This is a genomic window from Streptomyces arenae (assembly GCF_022343545.1).
GTDB lineage: Bacteria > Actinomycetota > Actinomycetes > Streptomycetales > Streptomycetaceae > Streptomyces > Streptomyces humi.
In genome coordinates this window covers 1-26394 of the sequence record NZ_JAKQYH010000013.1, presented here as the reverse complement: position 1 = coordinate 26394, position 26394 = coordinate 1, and the positions used below count along the sequence as shown (strand labels likewise).

General features: G+C 74.2%; 20 protein-coding genes. 13 read left to right on the top strand and 7 right to left on the bottom strand.

Annotated features, from left to right (window positions below):
• The first annotated feature begins 11 nt into the window (after window positions 1–11).
• The gene (locus MB828_RS06645) at window positions 12–1169 is read left to right on the top strand and encodes an ROK family transcriptional regulator (protein WP_133024785.1); all 1158 of its coding nucleotides are present in this window, start codon (window positions 12–14) and stop codon (window positions 1167–1169) included.
• Window positions 1170–1255: 86 nt separating this feature from the next.
• Here the strand turns inward: MB828_RS06645 and MB828_RS06640 are convergent, their stop codons facing one another.
• Both MB828_RS06640 and MB828_RS06635 read right to left on the bottom strand, forming a co-directional pair.
• Window positions 1256–2017: a GntR family transcriptional regulator gene (locus MB828_RS06640; RefSeq protein WP_133024784.1), complete on the bottom strand. Its 762-nt coding sequence runs from the start codon at window positions 2015–2017 to the stop codon at window positions 1256–1258.
• Between the two features lie 250 nt (window positions 2018–2267).
• A complete protein-coding gene (locus MB828_RS06635; protein WP_133024783.1) occupies window positions 2268–3152 on the bottom strand; it encodes an RNA polymerase sigma-70 factor in 885 nt (294 codons plus the stop codon).
• 202 nt (window positions 3153–3354) lie between these two features.
• On the opposite strand from MB828_RS06635, the gene MB828_RS06630 reads away from it, so the two are divergent.
• From MB828_RS06630 to MB828_RS06610, 5 genes are all read left to right on the top strand, one after another.
• Window positions 3355–4188 carry an alpha/beta fold hydrolase gene (locus MB828_RS06630; protein ID WP_133024782.1) on the top strand — a complete coding sequence of 278 codons (834 nt, stop codon included), beginning with the start codon at window positions 3355–3357 and terminating at the stop codon, window positions 4186–4188.
• A 680-nt stretch (window positions 4189–4868) separates the two neighbouring features.
• Complete coding sequence (locus tag MB828_RS06625) at window positions 4869–6449, top strand: alkaline phosphatase D family protein (protein WP_301647339.1); 1581 nt, start codon at window positions 4869–4871, stop codon at window positions 6447–6449.
• A 171-nt stretch (window positions 6450–6620) separates the two neighbouring features.
• Window positions 6621–8060, top strand: a complete 1440-nt coding sequence (locus tag MB828_RS06620) for an SWIM zinc finger domain-containing protein (protein WP_301647338.1) — start codon at window positions 6621–6623, stop codon at window positions 8058–8060.
• On the top strand, window positions 8057–10714 hold the full coding sequence (locus MB828_RS06615) for a DUF6493 family protein (RefSeq protein ID WP_301647337.1): 2658 nt from the start codon (window positions 8057–8059) through the stop codon (window positions 10712–10714). Before MB828_RS06620 ends, MB828_RS06615 begins: the two co-directional genes overlap by 4 nt.
• Before the next feature lie 148 nt (window positions 10715–10862).
• Window positions 10863–12254, top strand: coding sequence for a GNAT family N-acetyltransferase (locus MB828_RS06610; protein WP_301647487.1), 1392 nt, complete (start codon window positions 10863–10865; stop codon window positions 12252–12254).
• 89 nt (window positions 12255–12343) lie between these two features.
• Here MB828_RS06610 and MB828_RS06605 read toward each other — a convergent pair whose 3' ends face one another.
• Window positions 12344–13534: a trans-sulfuration enzyme family protein gene (locus tag MB828_RS06605; protein ID WP_430381340.1), complete on the bottom strand. Its 1191-nt coding sequence runs from the start codon at window positions 13532–13534 to the stop codon at window positions 12344–12346.
• 59 nt (window positions 13535–13593) lie between these two features.
• Between MB828_RS06605 and MB828_RS06600 the strand changes: the two genes are divergently transcribed.
• From MB828_RS06600 to MB828_RS06575, 6 genes are all read left to right on the top strand, one after another.
• Complete coding sequence (locus MB828_RS06600; protein ID WP_133024777.1) at window positions 13594–14085, top strand: Lrp/AsnC family transcriptional regulator; 492 nt, start codon at window positions 13594–13596, stop codon at window positions 14083–14085.
• 32 nt (window positions 14086–14117) lie between these two features.
• The gene (locus MB828_RS06595) at window positions 14118–15806 is read left to right on the top strand and encodes a DUF885 domain-containing protein (RefSeq protein ID WP_301647336.1); all 1689 of its coding nucleotides are present in this window, start codon (window positions 14118–14120) and stop codon (window positions 15804–15806) included.
• Between the two features lie 218 nt (window positions 15807–16024).
• Window positions 16025–16699 (top strand): hypothetical protein, encoded by a 675-nt coding sequence (locus MB828_RS06590; protein WP_133024775.1) that lies wholly within the window; start codon window positions 16025–16027, stop codon window positions 16697–16699.
• A gap of 143 nt (window positions 16700–16842) precedes the next feature.
• Window positions 16843–17070 (top strand): ferredoxin, encoded by a 228-nt coding sequence (locus MB828_RS06585; RefSeq protein ID WP_301647485.1) that lies wholly within the window; start codon window positions 16843–16845, stop codon window positions 17068–17070.
• A complete protein-coding gene (locus MB828_RS06580; RefSeq protein WP_133024774.1) occupies window positions 17057–18451 on the top strand; it encodes an NAD(P)/FAD-dependent oxidoreductase in 1395 nt (464 codons plus the stop codon). The genes MB828_RS06585 and MB828_RS06580 overlap by 14 nt, the downstream gene beginning before the upstream one ends.
• 34 nt (window positions 18452–18485) lie before the next feature.
• The gene (locus MB828_RS06575; RefSeq protein ID WP_301647335.1) at window positions 18486–19712 is read left to right on the top strand and encodes a cytochrome P450; all 1227 of its coding nucleotides are present in this window, start codon (window positions 18486–18488) and stop codon (window positions 19710–19712) included.
• A 7-nt stretch (window positions 19713–19719) separates the two neighbouring features.
• Here MB828_RS06575 and MB828_RS06570 read toward each other — a convergent pair whose 3' ends face one another.
• A complete protein-coding gene (locus tag MB828_RS06570) occupies window positions 19720–20235 on the bottom strand; it encodes an immunity 21 family protein (RefSeq protein ID WP_301647334.1) in 516 nt (171 codons plus the stop codon).
• Window positions 20236–20282: 47 nt separating this feature from the next.
• Window positions 20283–20765 (bottom strand): rhodanese-like domain-containing protein, encoded by a 483-nt coding sequence (locus MB828_RS06565; RefSeq protein WP_301647333.1) that lies wholly within the window; start codon window positions 20763–20765, stop codon window positions 20283–20285.
• 136 nt (window positions 20766–20901) lie between these two features.
• On the opposite strand from MB828_RS06565, the gene MB828_RS06560 reads away from it, so the two are divergent.
• On the top strand, window positions 20902–21348 hold the full coding sequence (locus tag MB828_RS06560; RefSeq protein WP_301647332.1) for an Lrp/AsnC family transcriptional regulator: 447 nt from the start codon (window positions 20902–20904) through the stop codon (window positions 21346–21348).
• Here the strand turns inward: MB828_RS06560 and MB828_RS06555 are convergent.
• A complete protein-coding gene (locus MB828_RS06555; RefSeq protein ID WP_301647331.1) occupies window positions 21345–24335 on the bottom strand; it encodes an AAA family ATPase in 2991 nt (996 codons plus the stop codon). The two genes, MB828_RS06560 and MB828_RS06555, sit on opposite strands and share 4 nt — an antisense overlap.
• Before the next feature lie 58 nt (window positions 24336–24393).
• The gene (locus MB828_RS06550) at window positions 24394–25557 is read right to left on the bottom strand and encodes an exonuclease SbcCD subunit D (protein WP_301647330.1); all 1164 of its coding nucleotides are present in this window, start codon (window positions 25555–25557) and stop codon (window positions 24394–24396) included.
• Window positions 25558–26394 lie beyond the last annotated feature (837 nt).

Here is a 26394-nt window from a genome sequence, read left to right as displayed (position 1 = left end):
GAGGACGGACGTTGGCGGGGCTGACCGGCGGTGATCCGTCTCTGTTGCGGAGGATCAACTCCGCGGTGGTGCTGCACGCGCTGCGGGCCACCGACTGCGCGACACTCACCGAGATCACCCGGGTCACCGGGCTGTCCCGGCCGACGGTGGAGGGCGTCGTCGAGGGGCTGATCGAAGCCGGTCTGGTGGTGGAGAAGGCGGCCGAGGAGGGTGCCGCACGGCGCCAGGGGCGGCCGGCGCGACGGTACCGGTTCCGCGCCGAGGCCGGGCATCTGCTGGGGCTGGAGATCGGGCCGCACCGGGTGGCCGCGCTGCTCGCCGATCTGGACGGCCGGGTGCTGGGGGCTCAGGCCAAGGACGTGGACGAGGCGGCCGACGCGGACGAGCGCCTGGAGCGGCTGCGCACCGCGGTCGCCGAGCTGCTGCGCCGGGCCGGGGTGGCACGCGGTTCGCTGCGGGCCGTCGGGGTCGGCACGCCCGGGATCGTCGAGGCGGACGGCCGGGTGCGGCTGGGCACCGCGCTGCCCCAGTGGACCGGGCTGCGGCTCGGCGAGCGGCTGAGCCGGTCCTTCAAGTGTCCGGTGCTGGTGGAGAACGACGCCAACGCGGCGGCCGTGGCCGAGCACTGGAAGGGCGCCGCCACTGAGTCCGACGACGTGGTCATGGTGATGGCGGGGCTGAGTCCGGGCGCGGGTTCGCTGATCGGCGGGCGCCTGCACCGCGGCTACGGCGGCGCGGCCGGTGAGATCGGCGCGCTGCATCTGCTGGGGCGCGAGGTCACCCCGGAGACGCTGCTGTCGACGACCGACGAGCCGCTGCATCCGCTGGACGAGCAGGCGGTCGCCGAGGTGTTCGCGCTGGCCCGGAAGGGGGACACGCGGGCGCGGGCCGCCGTCGACCGGTTCATACAGCGGCTGGTCCACGACGTGGCGGCGCTCGTGCTCGCGCTGGACCCGGAGCTGGTGGTGATCGGCGGCTGGGCGGCGGGGCTGGACGGCGTCCTGGAGCCGCTGCGTCGTGAACTCGCCCGGTACTGTCTGCGGCCGCCCCGGGTGGCCCTCTCCCTCCTCGGCGAGGCGGCGGTGGCGACGGGCGCGCTGCGGCTCGCCCTGGACCACGTGGAGGAACAGCTCTTCGCGGTCGACGGGACGGTCACGGCCCGCCGCTGAGCGTCAGGAGGCCTGTGGCGCGCGGACGGAACGTCGCGCGCCCCGGAGGGGTTCCGGGGCGCGGGGCGTCGGTCTGGGGGCGGTCGCTAGGAGGCCTGGCGTTCGGGGCCGTGGTGGATCTCCACCCCGCCGGAGGCCCCGAAGGTCAGCCGGCAGGTGTCCGCGCGGTAGGTGGCGACGGACAGCGCGGCGGTGCGGCCGGCGGCGAGGAAGCGGGTGGTGACGACCAGGACCGGGGCGCCGGGCAGCCGGTCGAGTTCCTTGGCGTCGTCCGCGCGGGCCGAGCCGAGTTCCACGGCGCTGTCCCGGCCGTCCAGCTCCAGGTGCTGGAGTTCGCGCAGGACCGCACGCGCGCGTGCCGCTCCGGCGGGCGCGTCGATCGCCGTGAGGTCCGGGACCGCGGACGCCGGGATGTAGAGCAGTTCGGCGGCGACGGGCTGGCCGTGGGAGACGCGGGAGCGCCGCACGATGTGCACGGGTTCGTCCGCACCGGTCTCCAGGGCGGTCGCGACGGCGGCGGGCGGCACCGCGAGGGTGCAGTCGACCGGCTGCCAGGCGTCGTCGGGGGCGCCCGGCCAGGCGTGCTGGTCGGTGCCCACCGCCACGCCCACGCGCGGGGGCGCGACCGTCGTACCGACACCGCGGCGGCGCTGGAGGCGGCCTTCCAGTTCGAGCTGTTCGAGGGCCTGACGGAGCGTGGCGCGGGCCACGCCGAAGCGGGCGGCGAGGTCGCGCTCGTTGGGCAGGATCTCACCGACCGAGAACTCCGAGTCGAGTGCCTCACTGAGCACGGTCTTGAGATGCCAGTATTTCGGTTCCGGCACCGTTTCCAGCTGCGTGGTCCCCACCCTGTCCTCCGCAATCGCCGTGGTCCGGCGGCGTTTTAAGCGCCCTTGTTTATTAAAGGTTGTTGTACTTATCTGCGACCATAGGACGGCACACACCCTTGGTCAATACCAATCCTCGAACCCTTGGCGAACGCACAGCGGTGCCGCAGCGCAGCGTTCACGAGGCGTTCGCGCGGGGTCCTTTTCGTGACATGGCGGCAAAGCTCCCGTCGTACGGCGGCCACCGACGGGAGCCGTGTGCCGACCGGGATCAGAGGGGCCGGAGGGACCGCAGCTTGTCCGGGTTGCGGATGACGTGGACGGCCCGGACCAGACCGTCGGCGACGTCGAGCTGGACCACACTGTCGGGCCTGTCCCCGGCCAGCAGGAGCACGGCGAAGCCGCCGTTGACCTCCAGAGGGTGGAAGGACAGTCCGGCCCCTTCCTTGCGGGCCACGCCGACGAGGAACCGGCCGACCTTGGCGGGGGTGTCGATGACGCGCAGCGCCGCCGTCGCCTTGCCGCCGCCGTCGCTCACCAGGCGGACGTCCGGCGCGAGCAGCGACATCAGCCCCTCCAGGTCGCCCTCGGCCGCGGCGGCGAGGAACCGCTCGGTGAGGTCCCGGCGCTGGGCCGGGTCCACCGCGTAGCGCGGCCGCCGTTCGTCGACGTGGCGCCGGGCGCGGCCGGCGAGCTGGCGCACCGCGGCCTCGCCCCGGTCGAGCATGGCGGCGATCTCGGCGTGCGGGTAGCCGAAGGCCTCGCGCAGCACGAACACCGCGCGCTCCAGGGGCGACAGCGATTCGAGGACGACGAGGACCGCGAGCGAGACGGAGTCGGCCAGCTCGGCGCGCTCCGCGGTGTCGGGCACGGTGGCGCCGAAGTCGGTGACGTACGGCTCGGGCAGCCAGGGCCCGACATAGCTCTCGCCACGCGTCCGGATCTGCCGGAGCCGGTCGATGGCGAGCCGTGTGGTGACGCGCACCAGGTAGCCGCGCGGCTCGCGCACCTCGCCTCGGTCGCCGCCGGACCAGCGCAGCCAGGCGTCCTGGACCACGTCCTCCGCGTCGGCCACCCGGCCGAGCATGCGGTAGGCGACTCCCATGAGGACGGGACGGTGTTCCTCGAAGACATCGGTGAGGGTGTCGGTGGTCACGGCACCATCCCATCCGACACGTTCCCGCCTGTCCAGGCGGAATCGACCCGCATGCCGGACCGGCCGCCCAGAATGGTCCGCGGGCTTCCGGCGGGCCGAAGGGGTGCCTGGCGCGACACGCCCCACCGGGGACTACCCGCCAGTAGCAATTGCTGACAAGCTGTCTACGGCGTCCGCCGAAGCCGCCAGACGAGGAGTGCCCATGTCCGCCACCGTCTCCTTCAAGGTCGCGACCCCGCAGCACGGTCAGCACGACGTGACCGTCTCCTACGCGCGCGTGGGCCGCGGTGAACCCCTGGTGCTGATCCACGGCATAGGGCATCACCGGCAGGCCTGGGACCCGGTGGTGGACATCCTCGCGACCGAGCGGGACGTGATCGCCGTGGACCTGCCCGGCTTCGGTGCCTCCCCCGGCCTGCCCGCCGGCCTCACCTACGACCTGCCGACCACCAACGCCGTGCTGGGCGCCCTGTTCGAGGCGCTGGAGCTGGACCGGCCGCACGTGGCGGGCAACTCGCTCGGCGGGCTGCTGGCGCTGGAACTGGGCCGCGAGAAGCTCGTACGGTCCGTCACCGCGCTCTCCCCGGCGGGGTTCTGGTCGCAGGCCGAGCGGCGCTACGCCTTCGGTGTGCTCATCGCCATGCGCCGGATCGCGGAGCGCCTGCCGCTCCCGCTCGTGGAGCGGCTGTCCCGGACGGCCGCCGGGCGGACGGCCCTGACCAGCACCATCTACGCCCGGCCGGCGCGCCGTTCACCCGAGGCCGTGGTCGCCGAGACCCTGGCGCTCGCGCGGGCCACCGGGTTCGCCGACACCCTGCGGGCGGGCTCCGCCGTCCAGTTCACCGACGACATCCCCGGCGTGCCGGTGACCGTGGGCTGGGGCACCCGGGACCTGCTGCTGGTGCGCCGCCAGGGCGTCCGCGCCAAGCAGATCATCCCCAAGGCCCGGCTGATCCGGCTGCCCGGCTGCGGCCACTGCCCCATGAACGACGACCCGGCCTTGGTCGCCCGCGTCATCCTGGACGGCAGCCGCTGACGGACGGCGGCCGACGCCCTCCACCTCCGGCAGTCGGCCGCCCACTCACCCTGCGCGCCCGACCTCGCGCCGCGCCCGCGAGAAGGGCGAACGGACTGCGCGCCGGACCCGCGAGGGGGACGGGCGGACTGCGCGCCGGACCCGCGAGGGGGACGGGCGGACTGCGCGCCGCGCCAGCGAGGCAGGCGGACGAACTGCGCGCCGCGCCAGCGAGGCAGGCGGACGAACTGCGCGCCGCGCCAGCGAGGCAGGCGGACGAACTGCGCGCCGGACCCGCGAGGCAGGCGAACGGACTTCGCGCCGGACCCGCAAGGGGGACGGGCGGACTGTGCGCCGCGCCAGCGAGGCAGGCGGACGAACTGCGCGCCGCGCCAGCGAGGCAGGCGGACGAACTGCGCGCCGCGCCAGCGAGGCAGGCGGACGAACTGCGCGCCGCGCCGGCGAGGCGGGCGGGCGGACTGCGCCCGGGCCCGTCGGTGCCGTCGCTCCTCTCGTGCGTACCCGGAGCCGCACCGGCCGCACCGCCGCGCACGGCACCCCCGGCTGGCTCATGGCGGCGGCACAAGGCGGGTGACGTCCCGTGCGCGGTCAGAGTTCACCCGTGGTTTCCGTGTGCGCTGCGGCGCCCCAGTAGTTGTGGCCGTGCACATTGGCCGGAACCCGTCCTGGAGGCCCTTCTCATGTCCCTTTCGCTCCCCGGCCGCCGCAGCGTGCTGCGCGGCTCCCTCGCCGCGTCGGCGGCCCTGGCCCTGCCCACGGCGCTCGGTTCGGCGCCGGCGTTCGCACTGTCCGGGCGGCCCCGCGCGCACTGGGGCGTGCAGGCGGGCGACGTGACCGCCGACTCCGGCCTGGTGTGGGTCCGTTCGGACCGGCCCGCCCGGATGATCGTGGAGACCTCGGCCACCGAGTCGTTCCGCGACGCCCGCAGGTGGCGCGGCCCGCTGCTGGGCGCCGGCAGCGACTTCACCGGCACCACCCGGCTGCACGGGCTGCCGTCCGGCGAGCAGATCCACTACCGCGTGCTGCTCGCCGACCCCGACGACCCGCGCCGCACCGGCGAGCCGGTCACCGGCACCTTCCGTACCGCGTCCACGCGCCGCCGCCAGGGCGTGCGGTTCGTGTGGTCCGGCGACCTGGCCGGGCAGGGCTGGGGCATCAACGAGTCCATCGGCGGTTACCGCATCTTCGAGGCGATGGCGAAGGTGGACCCCGACTTCTTCCTGTGCAGCGGCGACAACATCTACGCCGACGGCGTGATCCCGGCGACGCAGGCGCTGCCCGACGGCAGCCTGTACCGCAACGTCACCGCCGAGGCGAAGTCGCACGTCGCGGTCACCCTGGACGACTTCCGCGGCAACTTCCGCTACAACCTGCTGGACCAGGCGCTGCGCCGGTTCAACGCCCAGGTGCCGAACGTCATCCAGTGGGACGACCACGAGGTCCGCAACAACTGGTACCCGGGCGAGGTCATCGGCACCGGCACCCCCTACCCGGCCGGCACGCGGCTGGACGACATGGCGGTGCGTTCCCGGCAGGCGTTCTCCGAGTACTTCCCCATCTCCACGATCAGCGGCCGCCCGGACGGGCGGATCTACCGTGTCCACCACCACGGTCCGCTCCTCGACGTGTTCGTCCTGGACATGCGGACCTACCGCAACGCCAACTCCCCCGACGACCAGACGACCGATCCGCAGGGCATCCTCGGCGCCGAGCAGCTGGAGTGGCTGAAGCGCGAGCTGTCCCGGTCGCGTGCGGTGTGGAAGGTCATCGCCGCGGACATGCCGCTCGGTCTTGTCGTGCCCGACCCCGTCGAGGGCAAGGCGAACTTCGAGGCCGTCGCCCAGGGCGACCCGGGTGCCCCGCTCGGCCGGGAGCTGCAGATCGCGGAGCTGCTGCGGCACATCAAGCACCAGAAGATCACCGGCACGGTGTGGCTGACGGCCGACGTCCACCACACCTCGGCCCAGCACTACGACCCGTCCCGGGCCGCGTTCAAGGACTTCGCGCCGTTCTGGGAGTTCGTCTCGGGCCCGCTGAACGCCGGCGCGTTCCCGGCCAGCGCACTGGACGGCACGTTCGGACCCGACCGGGTGTTCGTCAAGGCGCCGACCGCCTCGAACGTGTCACCCGCCGAGGGCTACCAGTTCTTCGGCGAGGTCGACATCGACGGCGACAGCGGGGAACTGACGGTGCGTCTGCGGGAGTACGACGGCACCGTGCTGTTCACCCGGACGCTCCAGCCGGGCCGGGTCGGCCAGTAACTCCCGTACGCTCGAAACAGGGCCGCGTACCGGCGTCATCCCCCGGTGCGCGGCCCCAGCCGTCTCCGCGGTCGGACCTCCGGCCACCTTCGAACCCCTCAGAACTCAGCCGCCCGCATGATGTTTTAGCAGGTCAGAGGGATTGTCAGTGGTCGCCTCTACGGTTTTCCCATGACGCGATCTTCACAGGCCGTGGCCTATCGCCAACCCTCCGTGCTGCGCTCCGCCGCCGACGGACGCCGTCTCGGGCTCGAGACCTCCCGGGGCGCGACGCCCACCGGGGTCGAGGACCATCCGCGGTTCTTCGCGGGCTTTCTGACTTCCCCCCAGGTGGCGGCCGCCGGGCTGCTGGCGGTGGCCGACGTGGCGGCGGCCCGGTACTACCAGCCGCAGTTGCGCGCCTCGCTGGACCCGGTGGTCACGGGCAACGGCGACCGGCTGCGCTTCGAGTCCTTCTCGGGCTGCGGTGGGGTCTACGCCCGGCTGGACGTGCTCGGACCGGGCCTGGACGGCGGCGAGGTGGGGCACGGGACGACGAACGTCGACGTCAACAACCCGCTGCGGGACGCGCTTTCCCGGATCGGCACCGACGATCCGCTGCATCTCCGGGTCGGCCCGGAGGAGTTGGCGGTCACCACGCTGGACGGGCCGGTCGTGGAGAAGAAGGTCCCGCTCCCGGACCGCTGGCTGCGCGGCTTCGCGGAGGCCCAGGTCATAGCGGCCGGGTTCGAGCTGCGGGCCGGGCTTCCGGCGGCCGAGGCGGTGCGGTTCCTGCGCTCGCTCCCCCGCGCCGGCACGGCTCGGCGGGGCGCGGCCGGACCCGGCTGGGTGGTGCCGGCGGGGCGGGGGCTGCGGCCGACCACTCGCCCGGTGCCGGGCGCGGTGTGCCTGCCGGGCCCGGAGCGGCTGGCCGCGCTCCAGCGCGTCCTGCGGCATGCGACGGCCCTGCGGGTCTACGGTCCGCCGGGCGCGCTCGCGGCCGCCGGCACGGCCGCCGCCTGGGAGGTGGTGCTGCCGGGCATGCGGCTGACCTTGACCCTCTCGCCCGACAGCGCGCGCGGGTTCTCCGGCGAGGGCGGGGTGCTGGACGCGCTCGCCACCGACGAGGCCGGCGAGGACGCGGAGCTGATCGCGGTGCTGCTGGCCTGGGAACCCCGGGTGGACGTCGCCGACCTGGCGGCCGCCTCCGGGCTCACCACGGAGCGGGTCCGCGCGGCACTGGTCCGGCTCGGCACCTCGGGGCGGGTCGGCTACGACACGGCGGAGGCCGCCTACTTCCACCGCGAACTGCCGTACGACGCCGGGCGCGTGGAGCGGCACAACCCGCGGCTGCGGTCGGCCCGGGCGCTGGTGGCCGCGGGCGCGGTGACCGTGGACGGCGCCGTGGGCACGGTGACCGCCGAGGACGGTCATGTGCACCGGGTACGGGACGCGGCGGGGGTGCTGAGTTGCAGTTGCCTGTGGTGGGCGAAGTACCGGGGCGGGCGCGGTCCGTGCAAGCACGCGCTGGCGGTGCGGATGGTGCGGCGGGGCGCGGCGCCGGGCGGGGACACGGCGGGGCGCGAGGCGGCGGGACAGGACATGGCGGGGATCGGCGGGGGTGCGCGATGAATGCGGTGCTGGAAGCGGTGCGGGCGGGGCGCGCGGGCGAGACGGCGCTGCTGCTGACGAAGCTGCCGGACGCCGAACGGCGTGCGCTGCTGCCTGAGTTGCAGAAGCTGCGCAAGGAGATCCGGGCCACCTCGTGGGCGGAGCGGAATGAACGGATGTACCCGGCGCTCCAGGTGGCCGGAGCGATGTGTCACACCGGAGCGGCCGCGGCGGCGACCTGGATCGCCGGGGCCGACATGCGCTGGCGGCAGGCACCGGTGGAGACCCTGCTCAAGGCGCTGGCCGACCGGGACACCGGCTGGCAGGCCGACGTGGCCCGCCGGCTGGCCGCGCGGCCGGTCTCGGCGGACGTACCCTTCGCGCTGATGGCGGGGCTGGTGCGCCGCTCGGGGTGCGAGGTACCGGTCACGGAGGCCTATGTGGTCGGCTGGGTACGGCACGTGGGTCACACCTGGGGGCGCCTCTCCCTCGTCGAGCGGCTGCGCGCCGAGCCGGATCTGGCGGCGCTGGTGAACGGGCTGTTCGAGCTGTCCGATCTCGCGGAGGTCCGCTGGCTGTTCGGCGACGGGCCCGGTTCGTGGCAGAGCTCCCTGGCCGAGCTCGCCCACGCGGGCACCCTGGACCGCGGGGCGGTCCTCGACGCGTGCGTCGCCCGGCTGCTGCGCGGCGGCGGCCCGACCGACCACCGGGTCTTCCTGCCGCTGCTGGTCCAGCTCGCCCCGAACCGCGACGAGGAGCGTGCCCGCGTCGCCGACTGGACGTCCCTGGCGCGTGACGCCGTCTCGCCCGTCGCCGCGCATGCCCAGTCGGTGCTGGCCGCCCTGGCCCTCGACGGCGTCCTGACCCCGCGGGAGCTGGCGGAGGCCTCCGAGGGTCTGCTGTTCCGGGCCGAGAAGAAGCTGGTCCGGGCTCAGCTGGTGCTCCTCGGCAAGGTGCTCGGCCGCGAGCCGTCCGCGGCGCCGGAGCTGCTGCCGACGGTGACGCAGGCGTTCGGCCACGAGGACACCCAGGTGCAGGAGCGGGCACTGAAGCTGGTCGAACGGCACGCCGGGCGGCTGGACGAGGACGCCGCGGCGCGGTCGGAGGTCGCCGCCGCGGTCGGGCAGCTGAGTCCGGCCCTGCGCGTCCGGGCGGCCGCCGTGCTGGGTGTCGCACCCGGACCGGAACCCGAGGCGTACCAGGAGGTGCTGCCGCCGGCACCGGAACCGCTGCGGCTCGCACCGGCACCGGATTCGGCACTGGAACTCGCCGAGGAGGTGGGGGCGTTGCTGGCGTCCGGCGGGGACGTCGCCGCGTTCGAGCGGGTGCTGGACGGTCTGGCCCGGCACGCCCACCGGGACCAGGACGCGTTGCGGGAGGCGCTCGAACCGACGGTGGCCACCCGCTGGTGGCGGCAGCCCGAGGGCCATCGCCGGTGGCACGCCGAGGAGTACTTCGGTCCCACCCGGCGTGGCCTCCTCGACACCGAGGACGGCCTCGAACTGGTCCTGGCCACGCTGTACGGGGTCGTGAGCACGGCCACCCTGCTCGCCGCGCGGCAGCGCGGGCCGGCCGATCACGAGTGCCCGCGCCACGGGTTCTCCCGGGTCCTCGACGTCCGGTTCCGTGAACTGGCCTACCGGATACGGACGGATCCGCAGCCGCTGCTGCTGGCCACCCCGTCGTGGAGCACCGGTCTCCTGGAGCCGGACGAACTGGTGGACCGGCTGGACGCCTACCGTCGCCTCGGCGCGCGGGCCGGCGAAGCCGACTTCGCGCAGGCGCTGCTGCGGGTGCGACGCGAGGACCGGGCCACGGCCCTGGCGGCCGCCGGACGCGCGAGGGGCCTCGGCACGCCGGAGGGCGAGCGCCTGGCCCACTGGCTGTCCGCCGGTGGCCCCGCCCTGCCCACGTCCGCACGCCGCACGTCGGGCCCGCGCGTCCTTGTCGAGTCGGGTGAGGTCCTGGAGGTCCAGCTGCACTTCCCCGAGGCGTTCCGGCGGCTGGGCCGGCCGGTCACCGTCTCCGACCAGCGCCGCTACTGCTACCACTGGGTCCAGGAGAACCACGGGGCCTGGCTGGCCACCCTGCCGGAACAGCGCGAACTGGTGGCCGTGCGGCTGCTGCACGACCTCGCCGAGGCCGCCGTGGACGACCAGCGGGGCACGGCCGCCGCGTTGCCGCTGCTCGCCGAGTCCGGCGGCGCGGCGGGCGAGAGCACGCACCTGTGCCTGGCCTACGGCCTGGGCGCCCGGCATCCCGAGGACCGGCTGGCCGCGGTGGACGCGCTGCTGGTGCTCGCCGCCCGCGGACAGCTCGACGCCGAGCGGCTCGGCGCCGACCTGGGCCAACTGGTGCGGCGCGGTGCGGTCAAGCCGCTGCGGCTGGCCGAGTCGGCCCGGACGGCGGCGGCCACCGGGGCGAACGCGACGATATGGGAGATGCTCCGGCACACCCTGCCCGTGCTGCTCGCCGACCTCGCGACCGCGGGCACCCCGGGTTCGGCGCGTGGGCTCGGGGAACTGCTCTCGGTCGCGGCCGAGTGCGCCGAGCGGACCGGGGCACACGGCGAGCTGCCCCATCTCTCCGGGGCGGCGGCGCGCCGCGGTTCGTCCCGGTTGGCGGTCCAGGCCCGACGGCTGCGGGACGCGCTGGCCGAACCGGTGGCCGCCTGAGCCACTAGTAAAAACATCAACAAAAGGAACATAACCATGCTTTACCCATCGGTCACAGAGCGTTCGTGATCACGCAACACCCTTCCTTCACAGTGGCTGTATGAATCGAGACATGTCTGATGTGACACGAGCGAGGAACGGGCGCCCCGTGCACCACTGGCGGCGGGACGTCGTCGAACTCGCCGCGCTGTTCACGGCCGTCGCGGTCGCGGACGCGGTGGCCAACCTGGTGGGGCACGGTCCCGACGGTCCCGCGCTGCTGGTGATCTCGGCGCTGGTGCTGGCGGCGACCGCGGGCTTCCACGTCTGGTGGGCGAGGCGCCCAGGTCACGCACCGCCGGTGACGGATACCGATACCGGCGCCCGGCCGGCCGTCTCCGCGACGGAACAGGCCGGGCCCGGTACGGAGGGCCAGGCGGCCGGGGACCCGCTCGCCGCCACCCTGTGGCGGTTGCGGACGACGGTGCGGGACCAGCCCGGTTCGCTGGCCGCCCTGTGCGGCGCGCTCGCCGGCCGGCGGGTGGACATCCTGAGCCTGCAGACGCATCCGCTGGCCGACGGCACGGTGGACGAGTTCCTGCTGCGCGGCCCTGGCGAGCTGACCGCTGGTGAGATCACCCGGGCGCTCGCGCTGGCCGGGGGCACGGACACCTGGATCGAGCGGGCCGACACGCACGACCTGGTGGACGCGCCGACCCGGGTGCTGGGCCTGGCGACCCGCACCGCGTTGGACGCTGCGGAACTTCCGCTGGCCCTCCGGCAGTTGTTGGGTCGGTGCACGATCCGCTCGCTCCCCGCCCATCCGGTGGGCGGGGCCCGGAGCCCCGAGACGGTTCCCGTCGAGGGCGCGCTGGAGGACACCGTGATGCGGCTGCGCGCACCGGAAGGCGGTGTGATCACCGTGGAGCGGCCGTATCTGCCGTTCACGCCCACCGAGTTCGCGCGGGCGCGGGCGCTGGTGGAGCTGGACGCCCGGCTCGGACCGCGTATCCCGCACGGCCAGGACGTGCTCACGCTGCCGGAGGGCAACGCGATCACCGTGCGCCGGGCCGACACGGGGGACCTGGAGGCGGCGAAGGCGATGCACGAGCGGTGCTCGGCGCGGACCCTGGGGTTGCGCTACCACGGTCCCGTCGGGGACGCGGACCGTTATCTCAACCACCTGCTCAGCCCGCGCTTCGGCCGGACACTGGCCGTGCAGACCGCGTCGGGCCGCGTCGTGGGCCTGGGGCACCTGTTGTGGGACGGGGACGAGACGGAGGTGGCGCTGCTCGTCGAGGACGAGTGGCAGCGGCGCGGCATCGGGGGTGAGCTGCTGAGCCGGCTGGTGGGCATGGCCGCCGAGGCGGGCTGCGAGAGCGTGTACGCGGTGACGCAGGCCTCCAACACGGGGATGGTGGCGGCCATGCGGGCGCTGGGGCTGCCGCTCGACTACCAGATCGAGGAGGGGACGCTGGTCATCACCGCGCGGCTGGACGCCGTCGGGGTCGCGGGGCGGCTCTCCGGTGCGGCTGAGAAGGGGAGGACCGAAGCGCCGTAGAGGGTGCGGGGACGCGGCCACTGCGGGTGCGTGGTGGCCGCTCGCGCAGTTCCTCCCCCCGCCTTCGGCCGGGGGTGCCCCCAGCGCCCCTAAAGGTGCGTTTCGGTGTGGCCCAGTGCCCGGTCGAGGTCGGACCACAGGTCGTCCACGTCTTCCAGGCCCACCGAGAGCCGTAGCAGACGGTCGCTCACGCCCGCGTTGTGGCGGTCGCCCGCGGCCACGATGCGGTGGCTGATCGACGCCGGGTGCTGGATGAGGGTGTCCACGCTGCCGAGGCTGACGGCCGGCGTGATCAGCCGTACCCGGGAGACCACCTCGTGCGGGTCGCCGTACACCTCGAAGGCGATCATCGCGCCGCCGAGCCGCGGGTAGCGGACGCGGGCCACCCGGGGGTCGGCGGAGAGGCGGCGGGCGAGTTCGGCGGCGTTGGCGGAGGCGGCGCGGACCCGTACCGGCAGGGTGGACAGCCCGCGCAGCAGGAGGTAGCCGGCCAGCGGGTGCAGCACTCCCCCGGTCGCGAAACGTACCTTCCGCAGCTGCCCGGCGAACTCCTCGTCGCAGGCGACCACTCCGGCCAGGACGTCGCCGTGGCCGCCGAGGTACTTGGTGGCGCTGTGCAGCACCAGCCGTGCGCCGAGTTCGGCGGGGCGTTGCAGGACGGGGGTGGCGAAGGTGTTGTCGGCGAGCAGCGGGACCGTGCCGCAGGAGTGGGCGACGGCCCGCAGGTCGAGCTCGGCGAGGGTCGGGTTGGCCGGCGACTCGACCAGCACCAGACCGGTGTCGGGGCGCAGCGCGTCGGTGATGCCGGCCGGGTCGGTCCAGGTGACCTCGGTACCGAGGAGACCGGCGGTGAGGAGGTGGTCGCTACAGCCGTACAGGGGGCGCACGGCGACGACATGGCGCAGGCCCGTCGCGGCGCGGGCGAGGAGGACGGCGGACAGGGCGGCCATGCCGCTGGCGAAGGCGACGGCGGAGTCGGTGCCTTCGAGACGGGCGAGAGCGGTCTCGAAACGGGCGACCGTCGGATTGCCGAGCCGTCCGTAGACCGGGGGGCCCGCCGGGTCCGCGCCGTCGGCGGCGAAGGCGTCGACGCGGGCGGCCTCGGCACGGCTGTCGTACGACGGGTAGGTGGTGGACAGGTCGATCGGCGGGGCGTGCAGACCCTGCCGGGCGAGGTCGTCGCGGCCGGCGTGCACCGCCTCCGTGGCCAGGGCGCGCGGGGTGCCGGTCAGGTCGCCGGGGCGGGACACCGGCTCGTCGTGCATGCTCGCTGAGTCCATGGCGGAAGGGTGAACACCTGCCGGGTTGTCCGGGGCATGACCCGTGTTACGTTCGGGCCATGGCCGATTCCGTCGTACTGGATCCGGTGGACCTGCATCTGCTGCGGCTGCTTCAGAACGACGCCCGGACCACCTACCGCGATCTCGCCGCTCAGGTGGGCGTGGCGCCGTCGACCTGTCTGGACCGGGTGACCCGGCTGCGCCGCTGCGGGGTGATCCTCGGGCACCGCCTCGAACTCGATCCGGCCAAACTCGGGCGCGGTCTGGAGGCGTTGCTCTCGGTGCAGGTCAGGCCGCACAGCCGGGAGTTGGTGGGGCTGTTCGTGGAGCGGATCCGGGCGCTGCCGGAGTCGCGGACGGTGTTCCATCTGACCGGTCCCGACGACTACCTGGTCCAGGTGGCCGTGGCGGACATGGCGGACCTGCAACGGCTGGTCCTCGACGAGTTCACGTCCCGTCGCGAGGTGGCCCGGGTGGAGACCCGGCTGATCTTCCAGCAGTGGGACTGCGGACCGCTGCTGCCGCCTACGCCGTCAGCTCAATCCCAGTGACGCGCGGCGGCCGTCGTACGAGGATGGACCGCATGTCACAGACGAACGCCCCGCTGCCCCGTCAGGTCGCCGACACCTTCGTCGACGAACTCATCGCCCTCGATCCGATCACCGGTACGTTCCTCGGCGTGAAGGAGAGTTCGGGCCGGCTGCCCGACACCTCGCCGGCCGGTGACGAAGCTCTCGCCCAGCTCCAGCGCGCCACGCTCGCCAAGCTCGACGAGGCCGAGCGGCAGCCCGGCGCGGACAGTGACATCGAGCGCCGCTGCGCCCGTCTGCTGCGGGAGCGGCTCACCGCGTCCCTCGCCGTGCACGAGGCGGACGAGAGCCTGCGTGCCGTCAGCAACCTGAGCTCGATCGCGCACTCGGTGCGCCAGGTGTTCACCGTGACGCCCGTCGCCACGGAGGAGGACTGGGCGGCGGTCGCCGAGCGGCTGCGCGCGGTGCCGGCGGCATTTGAGGGGTACCGGCAGTCCCTCGAACTCGGCCTGGACCGCAAGTTGTACGGGGGCCCGCGGGCCACCGCCACCTTCGTCGGGCAGCTCGGCGAGTGGGCCGACACGGGCGACGGCAGGGGCTGGTTCGAGCAGTTCGCGGCAGCCGGACCGGAGGCACTGCGCGCCGAGCTGGACGAGGCGGCCCGGTCCGCCACCGAGGCGGTCGTGGCACTGCGCGACTGGATGCGGGACGTGTACGCGCCGGCCGTCGAGGGCGCCCCGGACGTGGTGGGCCGCGAGCGGTACGCCCGTTGGGTCCGCTACTTCAACGGCACGGACCTCGATCTGGACGAGGCGTACGCGTACGGCTGGTCCGAGTACCACCGGCTGCTGGGCGAGATGAAGGCCGAGGCCGAGAAGATCCTGCCCGGCGCGGCCACGCCCTGGGAGGCGCTGGCGCACCTGGACGCGCAGGGCACGCACATCGAGGGCGTCGACGAGGTGCGCGCCTGGCTGCAGTCGGTGATGGACGAGGCCATCGAGCGGCTGGACGGCACCCACTTCGACCTGGCCGAGCGGGTCCGCCGGGTGGAGTCCCGGATCGCGCCGCCCGGCAGCGCTGCGGCGCCGTACTACACGCCGCCGTCGGACGACTTCTCGCGGCCCGGGATCACCTGGCTGCCGACGATGGGCCAGACCCGGTTCCCGGTCTACGACCTGGTCTCCACCTGGTACCACGAGGGTGTGCCCGGCCACCACCTCCAGCTGGCGCAGTGGAAGCACATCGCCGACGACCTCTCCCGCTACCAGGCGAGCGTCGGCATGGTCAGCGCCAACGCCGAGGGCTGGGCACTGTACGCGGAGCGGCTGATGGACGAACTGGGCTTCCTCACCGACCCGGAGCGCCGGCTCGGCTATCTGGACGCGCAGATGATGCGGGCGGCGCGGGTCATCATCGACATCGGCATGCACCTGGAACTGACGATCCCCGACGACTCCCCCTTCCACCCCGGGGAGCGCTGGACCCCCGACCTGGCGCAGGCGTTCTTCGCCGCGCACAGCAGCCGGCCCGCGGACTTCGTGGTGAGCGAGCTGACCCGCTACCTGTCGATGCCGGGCCAGGCCATCGGCTACAAGCTGGGCGAGCGTGCCTGGCTGCTGGGCCGGGAGAAGGCGCGGGAGCGGCAGGGTGACGCCTTCGACCTGAAGGCCTGGCACATGGCGGCCCTGTCGCAGGGGTCGCTGGGCCTGGACGACCTGGTGGAGGAGCTGTCCCAGCTCTGACGCGCGGCCGCTCGGTGCGCCGTCCACCTGGGAAGCGCGGGTTCGGCATCCCGGGGTGACGGCGTGCCGCTCGGGGGGGGTGCCCGCCGTTCGGGGGTGCCGTTCGGGGGTGTCTGCCGTTCGGGGGTGTTCCGGTGGCGGTGAGCGGGTGCGGGCGGCTTGCTGGTGGCCAGGGCCACCGGTGCCGCCGGTGCCGCCGGACAGGAAGCGAGCCTCGTATGCAGACCGCCACGCGCCCACGGGAGCCGCTGGAGACCCCCCGCGCCGCCGGGGTGGCCGGGATCGTCTTCGCGCTGCTGCTCGCCGCCGCCATAGTGCTGATCCGGCTGGGGATCCCGCAGGGCGCGGACGCGGTCACCACCCAGCGGGCGGACCCGGCGCAGCGCAGCGCGGTGCACGCGGCCCTGCTGCTGGTGCCGTTCGCCGGCATCTGCTTCCTGTGGTTCGCCGGCGCGGTGCGCGCCCATGTCGGTGAGGGCGAGGACCGGTTCATGGCCACCGTGTTCCTCGGCAGCGGACTGGTCTTCACGGCTACGATGTTCGGCGCCGCCGCGGCGGCCTCGGCCGTGCTCGACACCGCGCATCCGGCGGGCACCTCGCCCTCAAGGCCCGTCTGGGACTACGGCCAGCACCTGGCGTACTCGCTGATGGTCGGGTACGCGATGCGGATGGCCGCCGTCTTCACCTGTTCCACCTCGGTGATCGGGCACCGGCTGGGCATCCTGCCCCGCTGGCTCAGCGTGCTGGGTCTGCTGGTCACCGTGATCCTGCTGTTCGCGGCGACCTCCGTGCCCTGGAGCGAGCTGGTGTTCCCTGCCTGGTCGCTGCTGCTCAGCGTCTACATCGTGGCGGAGAGCTTCCGCCGCTCCCCCGCCGGAGCGCCGGCGCCCTGAGGGCTCACCCGATCGGCGGCCCCCGGCGGGCGGGGGCGGGCGGGGGCTCCCATGCTGGCGTGCGGGGAGTTCTCCGCGGTCCGACACTGAGGTGACGGACCGCGGTGTCCACCGGACCCGGCCACCGGAAGGGCGGAGCCATGATGCGCCTCGTCGTCGATCTCAACCGATGCCAGGGATACGCGCAGTGCGCGTTCCTCGCGCCGGACGTCTTCGCCATGCACGGCGAGGAATCGCTCGTCTACAGCCCGCGCGCCGACGAGGAGCAGCGGGAGCGGGTGGCCCGCGCCGTAGCCGCCTGCCCGGTGCAGGCGATCACCGCCGACGGCCTGGAGACGGTCTCGGGAGGGGCGTCGGATGCCGCCCACTGACTACCTGGACTGGCTCCGGCGCGAGGGCCGGATCGTGATCGTGGGCGCCTCGCTGGCCGGGCTGCGGGGCGCCGAGACGCTCCGCGCCGAGGGCTTCGCGGGCGAACTCACCATGATCGGCGACGAGCCGTACGAGCCCTACGACCGGCCGCCGCTGTCCAAGGGAGTCCTGCTCGGCAAGGCGGAGCCGCACCACACCGGGCTGCCGCACCGGCGGGAGATCGACGCGAAGTGGCGGCTCGGTGTCGCGGCCACCGGTCTGGACATCGAGGCCAGGCGGGTCCGGCTGGCCGACGGCGACGAGGTCGAGTACGACCGGCTGCTGATCACCACCGGAGTGCGGGCGCGGCCCTGGCCGAAGGAGGAGGAGGCCCGTCTCGACGGCGTCTTCACGCTGCGCACCCGGGACGACGCGGCGGCCCTGCTGCGGCGGCTGAGGGCCGGGCCGCGCCGGGTGTTCGTGATCGGTGCCGGGTTCACCGGTTCGGAGATCGCCTCGGCCTGCCGGGAGCACGGCATCCCGGTCACCGTGGCGGAACGCGCGGGCGCGCCGCTCGTGGGCGCGTTGGGCGGGGTGATCGGCGCGGTCGCCGCCGACATGCACCGGGAGAACGGGGTGGACCTGCGCACCGGGGTCATGGTGACCGCGCTGGAGGGCGACCCTGCGGGCCGGGTGCGCGCGGTCCATCTGTCCGACGAGAGCGTGATCGAGGCGGACGTGGTGGTCGTGGGGCTCGGCGCGGTCCGCAACACCGACTGGCTGGCCGGGTCCGGGCTCGGCGCGGGACCGCGGGGCATCGCCTGTGACGCGGGCTGCCGTGCCTTCGACTTCCGGGGCATCGTCACCGACGACATCTTCGTGGCCGGTGATGTCGCCCGGTCCCCGCACGCGCTGTTCGGCTACCAGTTCCTGTCCCTGGAGCACTGGGGCAACGCGGTCGCGCAGGCCGAGACCGCCGCGCACAACATGATCAGCCCGAGCGCGGAGCGCAGGCCGCACCTGTGGGTGCCCGCCTTCTGGTCCTCGCAGTTCGGCGTGAACATCAAGTCGGTCGGGGTGCCCCCGATGGGCGACCAGATCATGATCACGCAGGGTTCGCTGGCCGAGCGCCGCTTCGTGGGGGTGTACGGCTTCCAGGGCCGCACGATCGCCGCGGTGAGCTTCGACAACACGCGGTGGCTGGAGTTCTACCAGCGGCAGATCGAGAAGGGCGCGCCGTTCCCGGTGGAGTTCCCGACGGTGGACCGCCGGCCCGAGGGACGGGTACCGGTCGACGCCGACTTCCCGGACCCGGCGCTGCCGACGCACGGCCCCATGGTGACCCTCAGCGGCTACTCGCCGACCGACCAGCAGCTGGTCTTCCACCCCGCCCGGCACTGACCGCAGTCCGGCCACGACGCCCCAAGGACCTGTCATGACGCAGACCTCGATGTTGCGGCAGATCACCGACTTCGCGAACCGCGCCGACCCGTACCCGGTGTACGAGGAACTGCGCAAGACACCGGTGCTGCACGAGGAGGACGGCCCGTACCTCATCAGCGGCTACCACGACATCGAGGCCCTGCTGCACGATCCGCGGATCAGCTCGGACGCCGCCAACCTGGCCGCGCTCGGCGAGGACGAGCTGTCCGGTCCGGAGGCGACCGGGCTGCCGCCGAGCTTCATCCGGCTGGACCCGCCGGAGCACGACCGGCTGCGCAGGATCGCCAACAGCTCCTTCGGGCCGCCGCACCGGCCGCGCCGCATCGAGAACATGCGGGGCCAGCTGGAGGAGATCGTCACCGAGCTGATCGACGGCCTCGGGGACGCGCGGGAGTTCGACCTGGTCGACCAGGTCGCCTATCCGTTCCCGGTCACCGCGATCTGCCGGGTGCTCGGGGTGCCGCGCGAGGACGAACCGCGGTTCCGTGCCTGGGTCGACCCGATCGTGGCGGGCCTGGACCCGGACACCCGTACGGCCGCCGACTCCGAGAAGGCCGCGCAGGAGGCCCGGCTCCAGCTCGGCATGTACCTGAACGGGCTGGTGGAGCAGCGCGCCAAGGAGCCGCGCGACGACATGCTCTCCGACCTGGTGCACAGCCACGGGCCGGACGGCGCGATGACGACCATGGAAGTGCTCAGTACCGCGGTGCTGCTGCTGATCGCGGGCCATGAGACGACCGTCAACCTCATCACCAACGGCATGCTCACCCTGCTGCGGCACCCGGAGGTCCTGGCGCGGCTGCGCGACGACCCGGAGCTGTCGGTGCGGATCGTGGAGGAACTGCTGCGCTACGAGCCGCCGGTGCAGCTCCTCCCGCAGCGCACCTGCATCACCGACATCGAGGTGCACGGGGTGACCATTCCGAAGGGTTCGCGCATCTGGCTGGTCCTGGGCGCGGGCAACCGGGATCCGCATCGGTTCACCGACCCCGACCGGTTCGACCCGGACCGCCAGGACATCCAGCACCTGGGCTTCGGCAGCGGTATCCACAGTTGCTTCGGTGCCCCGCTGGCCCGCATCGAGGCCCAGTTGGCGCTGTCCCAGCTGGCCCGGCGGCTGGACAACCCCCGGCTGGTCGAGGACCCGCCGCCGTACCGGCAGAACGCGGTGCTGCGTGGTCCGCGGCACCTCAACATCGCGGTGGACGGCATCAAGTGACTGGTCGTCAGTGGGCGTCCTTGCGCAACTGCACCAGGCCGAGCCAGGTTTCCGGGCCGGGCCTGGTGTAGGCGGCACGCACCGTGTAGGTGCCGGGCTCCAGCGGGACGCGCAGATGGTCCCCGCCGGCCACCGCGCCGCCCGGCCAGGCGGAGTCGAACAGGACGACGGGGCCGGGGACCCGCCAGCGGATCTCGTTCTCCCAGACGGCGCTGTCGAGCGCGGCGGGGACCTGGGCCAGCAGTTCGTCCTCGGAGTTGGCGGCGGACCAGCGTACGAAGGTGCCGTGGTCCGGCAGGAAGGACGTCGAGGCGGGTTCGTCGCCGAAGACCAGGGCGGCACTGTCCCCGACCGGGAGCAGTCCGACGAAGCCGTCGACCTCGCAGGCACGGTCGTAGTCGGTGGCCAGTTCCTCGCTGTCGGCTCCGGCCCAGAACGGCAGGACCGTCTCCGGGACCGCCACGAGCGGGCCGCCGCCCGACTCCACCCACTCCACCGCGCCTGGATCCGCATAACGAGTCATGGGCTGAACCTACACGTACAGCGACGGCACAGGTTCGCCTCCAGGAATCAGCAACCGCAGTCGCCGTGGACGGGCGCGGTGAGCGGGTCCGGCGCCCGGCGCTCGCGTCCCTGCCAGGTCTCGAACTCGAAGCCCTCACGCACCCAGTACTCGAACCCGCCGAGCATCTCCTTGACCCGGTAGCCGAGTTCGGCGAGGGCGAGGGCGGCGCGGGTCGCGCCGTTGCAGCCGGGACCCCAGCAGTACGTCACCACGGGCACGTCCGGGTCCAGGAGACCGGCGGCCTGCCCGGCGATGAGCGCGGTGGGCAGGTGGACGGCGCCCGGGACGTGGCCCTGGTCCCAGGATTCGGTGGAGCGGGAGTCGAGGACGACGAAACCGGGGTCGCCGTCGGCGGCGAGGGCGGCGGCCACGTCGGACACGTCGGCGTGGAAGGCGAGGCTCGCCCGGAAGTGGGCGGCGGCCTCGGCGGGGGCGGCCGGGGCGACGCGCAGCACGGGGTTGCGGGTGGTGACGTCCGTCTCGGTCATGTCGTGCCTTTCGCCTCGGCCGCCGAAGGGGCGGCTCTCCATAACCGGAAATCTACGGCCGGTGACCGGCCGCCCTGAAGCCGTGATCCACGGCCCGGACCTTGTCCGGCCGGGGATTGCCTGTTATCCATCCCTCATGACCGTGTTTTCCCCGGACGCCACCGACCGGCGTATCCTCGACGTCCTGCAGCGCGAGGGCCGGGCCAGCTTCGCCGAGCTGGCCCGTGCCGTCGCGATGTCCCCGAGCGCGGTGACCGAACGCGTGCGCCGCCTGGAGGAGGCGGGCGTGATCCAGGGGTACGCGGCGGTGGTGGACCCGGAACGGCTCGGCCTGCCGATCCTCGCCTTCGTCCGCCTCCGCTACCCCAACGGCAACTACAAGCCGTTCCACGACCTGGTCGCCGTCACACCCGAGATCCTGGAGGCGCACCACGTCACGGGCGACGACTGCTTCGTCATCAAGGTCACCGCCCGCTCGATGCGCCACCTGGAGGAGATCTCGGGCAGGATCGGCACCCTCGGCTCGGTGACGACGAGCGTCGTCTACTCCTCGCCCCTGCCACGCCGGCCGATCGGCACCTAGACGCCGCGCAGCCGCAGTGCGGAGCCCGAGCGGCTCTTGGTGACCTCCAGCTGGGCGTGGACACGGCGGCGCAGGTCGGCGACGTGGCTGACGATGCCGACGCTGCGGTCGCGTTCGCGCAGCGAGTCGAGGACGTCCAGGACCTCGTCCAGGGCCTGGTCGTCGAGGCTGCCGAAGCCCTCGTCGATGAAGAGGGTGTCGAGGCGGATCCCGCCGGCCTCGTCGGTGACCACGTCCGCGAGGCCGAGGGCGAGGGCGAGGGAGGCGAAGAAGGTCTCGCCGCCGGAGAGGGTGGCGGTGTCGCGTTCCCGTCCGGTCCAGGCGTCGACGACGTGCAGTCCGAGGCCGCTGCGGCCGCGTCCGGTGCGGTCGTCGGAGTGGACCAGGGTGTAGCGGCCGGAGGACATCCGCTGGAGGCGTACGGTCGCGGCGGCGGCGACCTGTTCCAGACGGGCGGCCAGGACGTACGACTCCAGGCGCATCCGGCGTTCGTTGTCGGCGGAGGTCCCGGCGGTGAGGGCGGCGAGCCGGGCGACCCGGTCGTACTCCTCGCGGAGCGGGGCGAGCCTGCGTACCGCCGCCGTCGCTCGGGCGGACAGCCGGTCCAGTTCGGCGCAGCAGCGCTCCGCCCGGTCGCGGGCGGAGGCGGCCTCGCGCAGGGCCCGGGCCGCGGCGGTGGCGGCGCCTTCGGCCGCGTCGAGGTCGGCGGGCGCCTGCCGGGCGGCGGCCGCGGTGTCGGACTCCGCCAGCACCGCGCGGACCGCGGCCTCCTCCGACTGCCGTTCGTCCAGGCGCCGTTGGAGTTGGCGGTGCGCGGTGTCGGTGAGCAGCGCGGCGGCCGCGGCCTGCGGGGTCTCGAAACCGACCCGGTAGGCGGCGTCGGCGAGCCGGGCGTCGGCCTCCTTCAGGTGCCGGGCGGTGTCGTCGGCGGCGCGCGCGGCGTCGGCGGCGTCGGTGAGCAGCGTCACCTGCCGCTCCAGCTGCGCGGCCCGCGCCGTGACGCTGTCGGCGCTCCCCCGCGCCTGGGTCAACTCCGCTTCCAGGGAGGCCTGCTCGACATCGAGTCCGTCGCGGCGGCTGAGCCGGGAGGCGGCCCGGACCTCGGCCTGCTGGCGGTCGGCCAGGCGGCGCTCGCGCTCCCGCTCGGCGAGCCGCAGCTCCTCCTGCGCCGGGTGCAGGGCCGAGGCGGCACGCCGGGCGCGGGCGTACTCCTGCTCCAACTCGTCTGCCTCGGCGGCCAGTTGACCGGTCGGCGCGTCTCCGGCCGCGGCGGTGGCGGCGGCCAGCGCCTCGCGGGCGGTGGCCAGGCGCCGTTCGTCCCGGGCGTGCTGGGCCTCGGCGCGCTGGTGGGCGGCTTCCGCGCGCTCCTCGGCCTCACCGTCGACGTGGCCCTCGAACTTCCGGGCGGGCGCGGGGTGTTCGGTGGCCCCGCAGACGGCGCAGGGCTCGCCCGCGGTGAGCCGGGCGGCCAGCTCGGCGGCGATGCCGGCCAGGCGCTGCTCCTTGAGCCGCAGCCAGTGCTCCTTGGCCTCCAGGGCGCGGGTCCCGGACGCGAGGGCCGTGCGCTGGGCCTCGTCGGTGTCCCGGCCCAGTTCGTCCCGCAGCCGGGCCGCCGCCAGCCGCCGGCGCGCGGGTTCGCGCAGCACGTCGAGCTGTTCGGCCCGCGTCGCGGCCTCCTGGGCGGCGTCGACCCGGGACTGGAGTCCGGCACGGGTGGTGTCCCAGTCGGTGAGCCAGCTCTCGGCCTCGCGCAGCACGTCCTCGTCCGCGCGCTCCTGCCGGTCCAGGCGGCCGCGTTCCTCGACGACGTCGGCCAGCCGCCGCTCGGCCCGGCGCGCGGACTCCAGCCCGCCCAGCTCCTCGGCGGCCCGGCGGGCCGCCCCGGCGAGCCCCGCGGCGCCGGCTCCGGCGAAGGTCTCCGGCAGCAGCGCACGGGCGCGCATCTCGGCGGCCGCCGCGTCGCGGTGCCCGGCCTCGGCGGCCTCGCGCAGCTCCAGCGCCGGCGCCACCGTCTCCGCCTTCCGCGCCCGCTCCATCCGCGCCTGCGCCTCGCGGTGCTCGCCCGCGCTCTCCTCCAGCCGTGCGGCGCGCTCCCTGGCCTGCGTGAACCTGTCCTGCAACCGGGCCAGTTCGCGGACGTCCGCGAGCGCGCGGTCGGCGGTGAACTGGGCCGACTCGGCGGCGGCGAGACGGCAGTGGGCGACGGTGCGGCGCTCGCGGGCGGTGCTGCGGGCCACGGCGGCGGCGGCCAGGACCGCCTCGGCGAGGCCGGGCTCACCTGGACCCAGCTCCGGCAGTTCCATCGCGTCACCGGCCTCCTGTTGCATCCGGTGCGCGTCGGCCAGCAGCGCGGAGTCGCCCTCCCGGACCTGGGCCTCGGTGGACTTGCGGCGTTCGGCGAGGCGTTTCTCGACGTCGGCGAAGCGCTGGGTGTCGAAGAGCCGGCCGAGCAGCTGGCCGCGGGCCTGGGCGTCGGCGCGCAGGAAGCGGGCGAAGTCGCCCTGGGGCAACAGCACGACCTGGCAGAACTGTTCGCGGCTCATCCCGAGGAGCTGGCTGATCTCCTCGCCGATCTCCTGGTGGGAGCGGCTGAGGTCCTTCCAGGCGGCGCCTTTCGCGTCGTACTCGCGCAGCCAGGTCTGGGCCTTGTCGAGCGTCGTGCCGGAGCCGCGTTTCTTGGGGCGCTCCCAGGGCGGCTGGCGGGTGATCTCCAGCCGGCGTCCGGCGACGGTGAGCTCGAGGCGGACCTCGGTGCGGGTGGCCGGGTCGGCGTGGTCGCTGCGCAGGGTGACGCCCTGGCCGCTCTGGCGGGCGCCGGGGACGGTGCCGTAGAGGGCGTAGCAGACGGCGTCCAGGACGGAGGTCTTGCCGGCGCCGGTCGGGCCGTGCAGGAGGAAGAGGCCGGCGGCGGAGAGCGCGTCGAAGTCGACGCTCTGGGTGGCGCCGAAGGGTCCGAAGGCGGTGAGGTCGAGCCGGTGGAGTCTCATGGGGCGGCCTTCCTGAACGGTGCCGCGCCCGCGGTCGCCGCGTCGCCCGAGGGGGCGGTCACCGTGCCACCTCCCGGACCGCGCCGTCCGCGCGGACTGCGTCGAATGCCTCGCCGAGCACGGCCAGCTCCCGCTCGTCGGGTCCCGCGCCGCGCACGTGGGCGAGGAAGTCCTCGGCGATCTGCCGGTCGGTGCGGCCGGCCAGCCGGCGGGCGTAGGTCACGTCGGGGTCGTCCGGGGCGCGTTCGGGTGCGAAGAGCAGGCTGAGGGTGTGCGGGAAGCGGTCGGTGAGACGGGCCATGGGGTCGGCCGGGCGGACCGGGTCGGTGAGGGTGGCCTCGACCCAGGCCCCCTCGTGCCGGGTCAGGGCGGGGTCGGCGAGCAGGTCGTCCAGGGTGCCGCGGAGGCGGGCCAGCGGCCGCGGGACCGGGCAGTCGAGGCGCTCGGCGGTGACCGTGCCGTCGGCGGCCAGGTCGACCAGCCACATGCTCTTGCGGTGGTCGGTCTCCGAGAAGGAGTACGCCAGCGGTGAGCCGGAGTAGCGGATCCGCCCGGTGATGGTCTGGCAGCCGTGCAGATGGCCGAGTGCCACGTAGTCGACGCCGTCGAAGACCCCGGCGGGGACGGCGGCCACCCCGCCGACGGTGATGTCCCGCTCGCTGTCGCTGGCCTCGCCGCCGGTAACGAACGCGTGGGCCAGGACGACGGAGCGGGTGCCGGGGGCGCGGCCGGCCAGGTCGGCGCGGACCCGGTCCATGGCGGCCGCCAGCACCGCCTCGTGACCGGCCCGTTCCGCCCCGAACTCGTCCTTCACCAGAGCGGGTTCCAGGTACGGCAGCCCGTAGCAGGCCACGTCTCCGAAGGCGTCGGTGAGCACGACGGGCGTACCGGCGGCGGACGGCTCGGTGCGCAGGTGGATGCCGGCGCGGTCGATGAGACCGGCGCCGACGCCGAGGCGGCGGGCCGAGTCGTGGTTGCCGGAGATCATCACGGTGGGCACGCCCAGCTCGGCGAGCCGGTGCAGGGCGTCGTCGAACAGCTCGACCGCGGCGAGCGGCGGAACGGCGCGGTCGTAGACGTCCCCCGCCACGAGCACGGCGTCGACGGCCTGTTCACGTACGGTCGCCACGAGGTGGGTGATGAAGTCGGCCTGGGCGCCGAGCATGTCGACCCGGTGGAACGAGCGGCCGAGGTGCCAGTCGGACGTGTGCAGCAACCTCACAGAACCGCCCCGCCCCGCATGTCTCACCCTCCCGCACGTCGACAACCGCCCCGGCCGACACAACCTGCCGATCAGCGCCCACCACGCTAACCCCTGCGGAACCCCGCTCCACCACGAAACCCAGCCCCCCGCCCCCTTCCGCCCCTGAATAAGGGGAAATGTCCCCCAGTAATCCACTTCACGCCAGAACAACGCGCGTGCCGGGGGGCGGGCGGGAGGCCGAGGCACGGAGCGAGCGAGGCCGGCCGCCGGCCGCCGGCGGGCGAGAACCGGGCGAAGCCGGTCCCTCAACCGCGTGGGCGGGAAGCGGGGGGACGGGGCCGGCGCACCGGTTACGGGCGGGCGGGAAGCGGGTGGGCGGGGGCGCTCCACCGGCGGGCGCGGCAAGCAGGCGAAGCCCCCCGGGCCCTGCGCGGGCGATAAGTGGGCGGGTGGGATCGGTCCACCGCGCGTGCGGGGTGCGGGTGGAGTGGGGACGGTGCGGCGGGCGGGCGGTCCTGTGCGGTGCGCGGTGCGCGGTGCGCGGCGGGCGGGCGGGCCTGTGCGGCGCGCGGCGCGCGGTGCGCGGTGCGCGGTGCGCGGGGGGACTGTGCGTCGGCCGCGCGCGGGACGCGGAGCGAGCGGGGCCGGTGCGCCGGTTACCTGCGGGCGGCAAGCGGGCGAAGCCAGCCCCCCGCCCGCGCGCGGGCGAGAAGTGGGCTGGCGGGACCGATCCGCCGGGCGTGCGTGTGCGGTGTACGGGCAGGGGACGGTGCGTGGGGCGGGTAGGGACGGTGCGGCGGGCGGGCGGGGAGTGGGGAAGGAGGCGGTCCCTTGGCCGTGGGCGAGCGGGGAGCG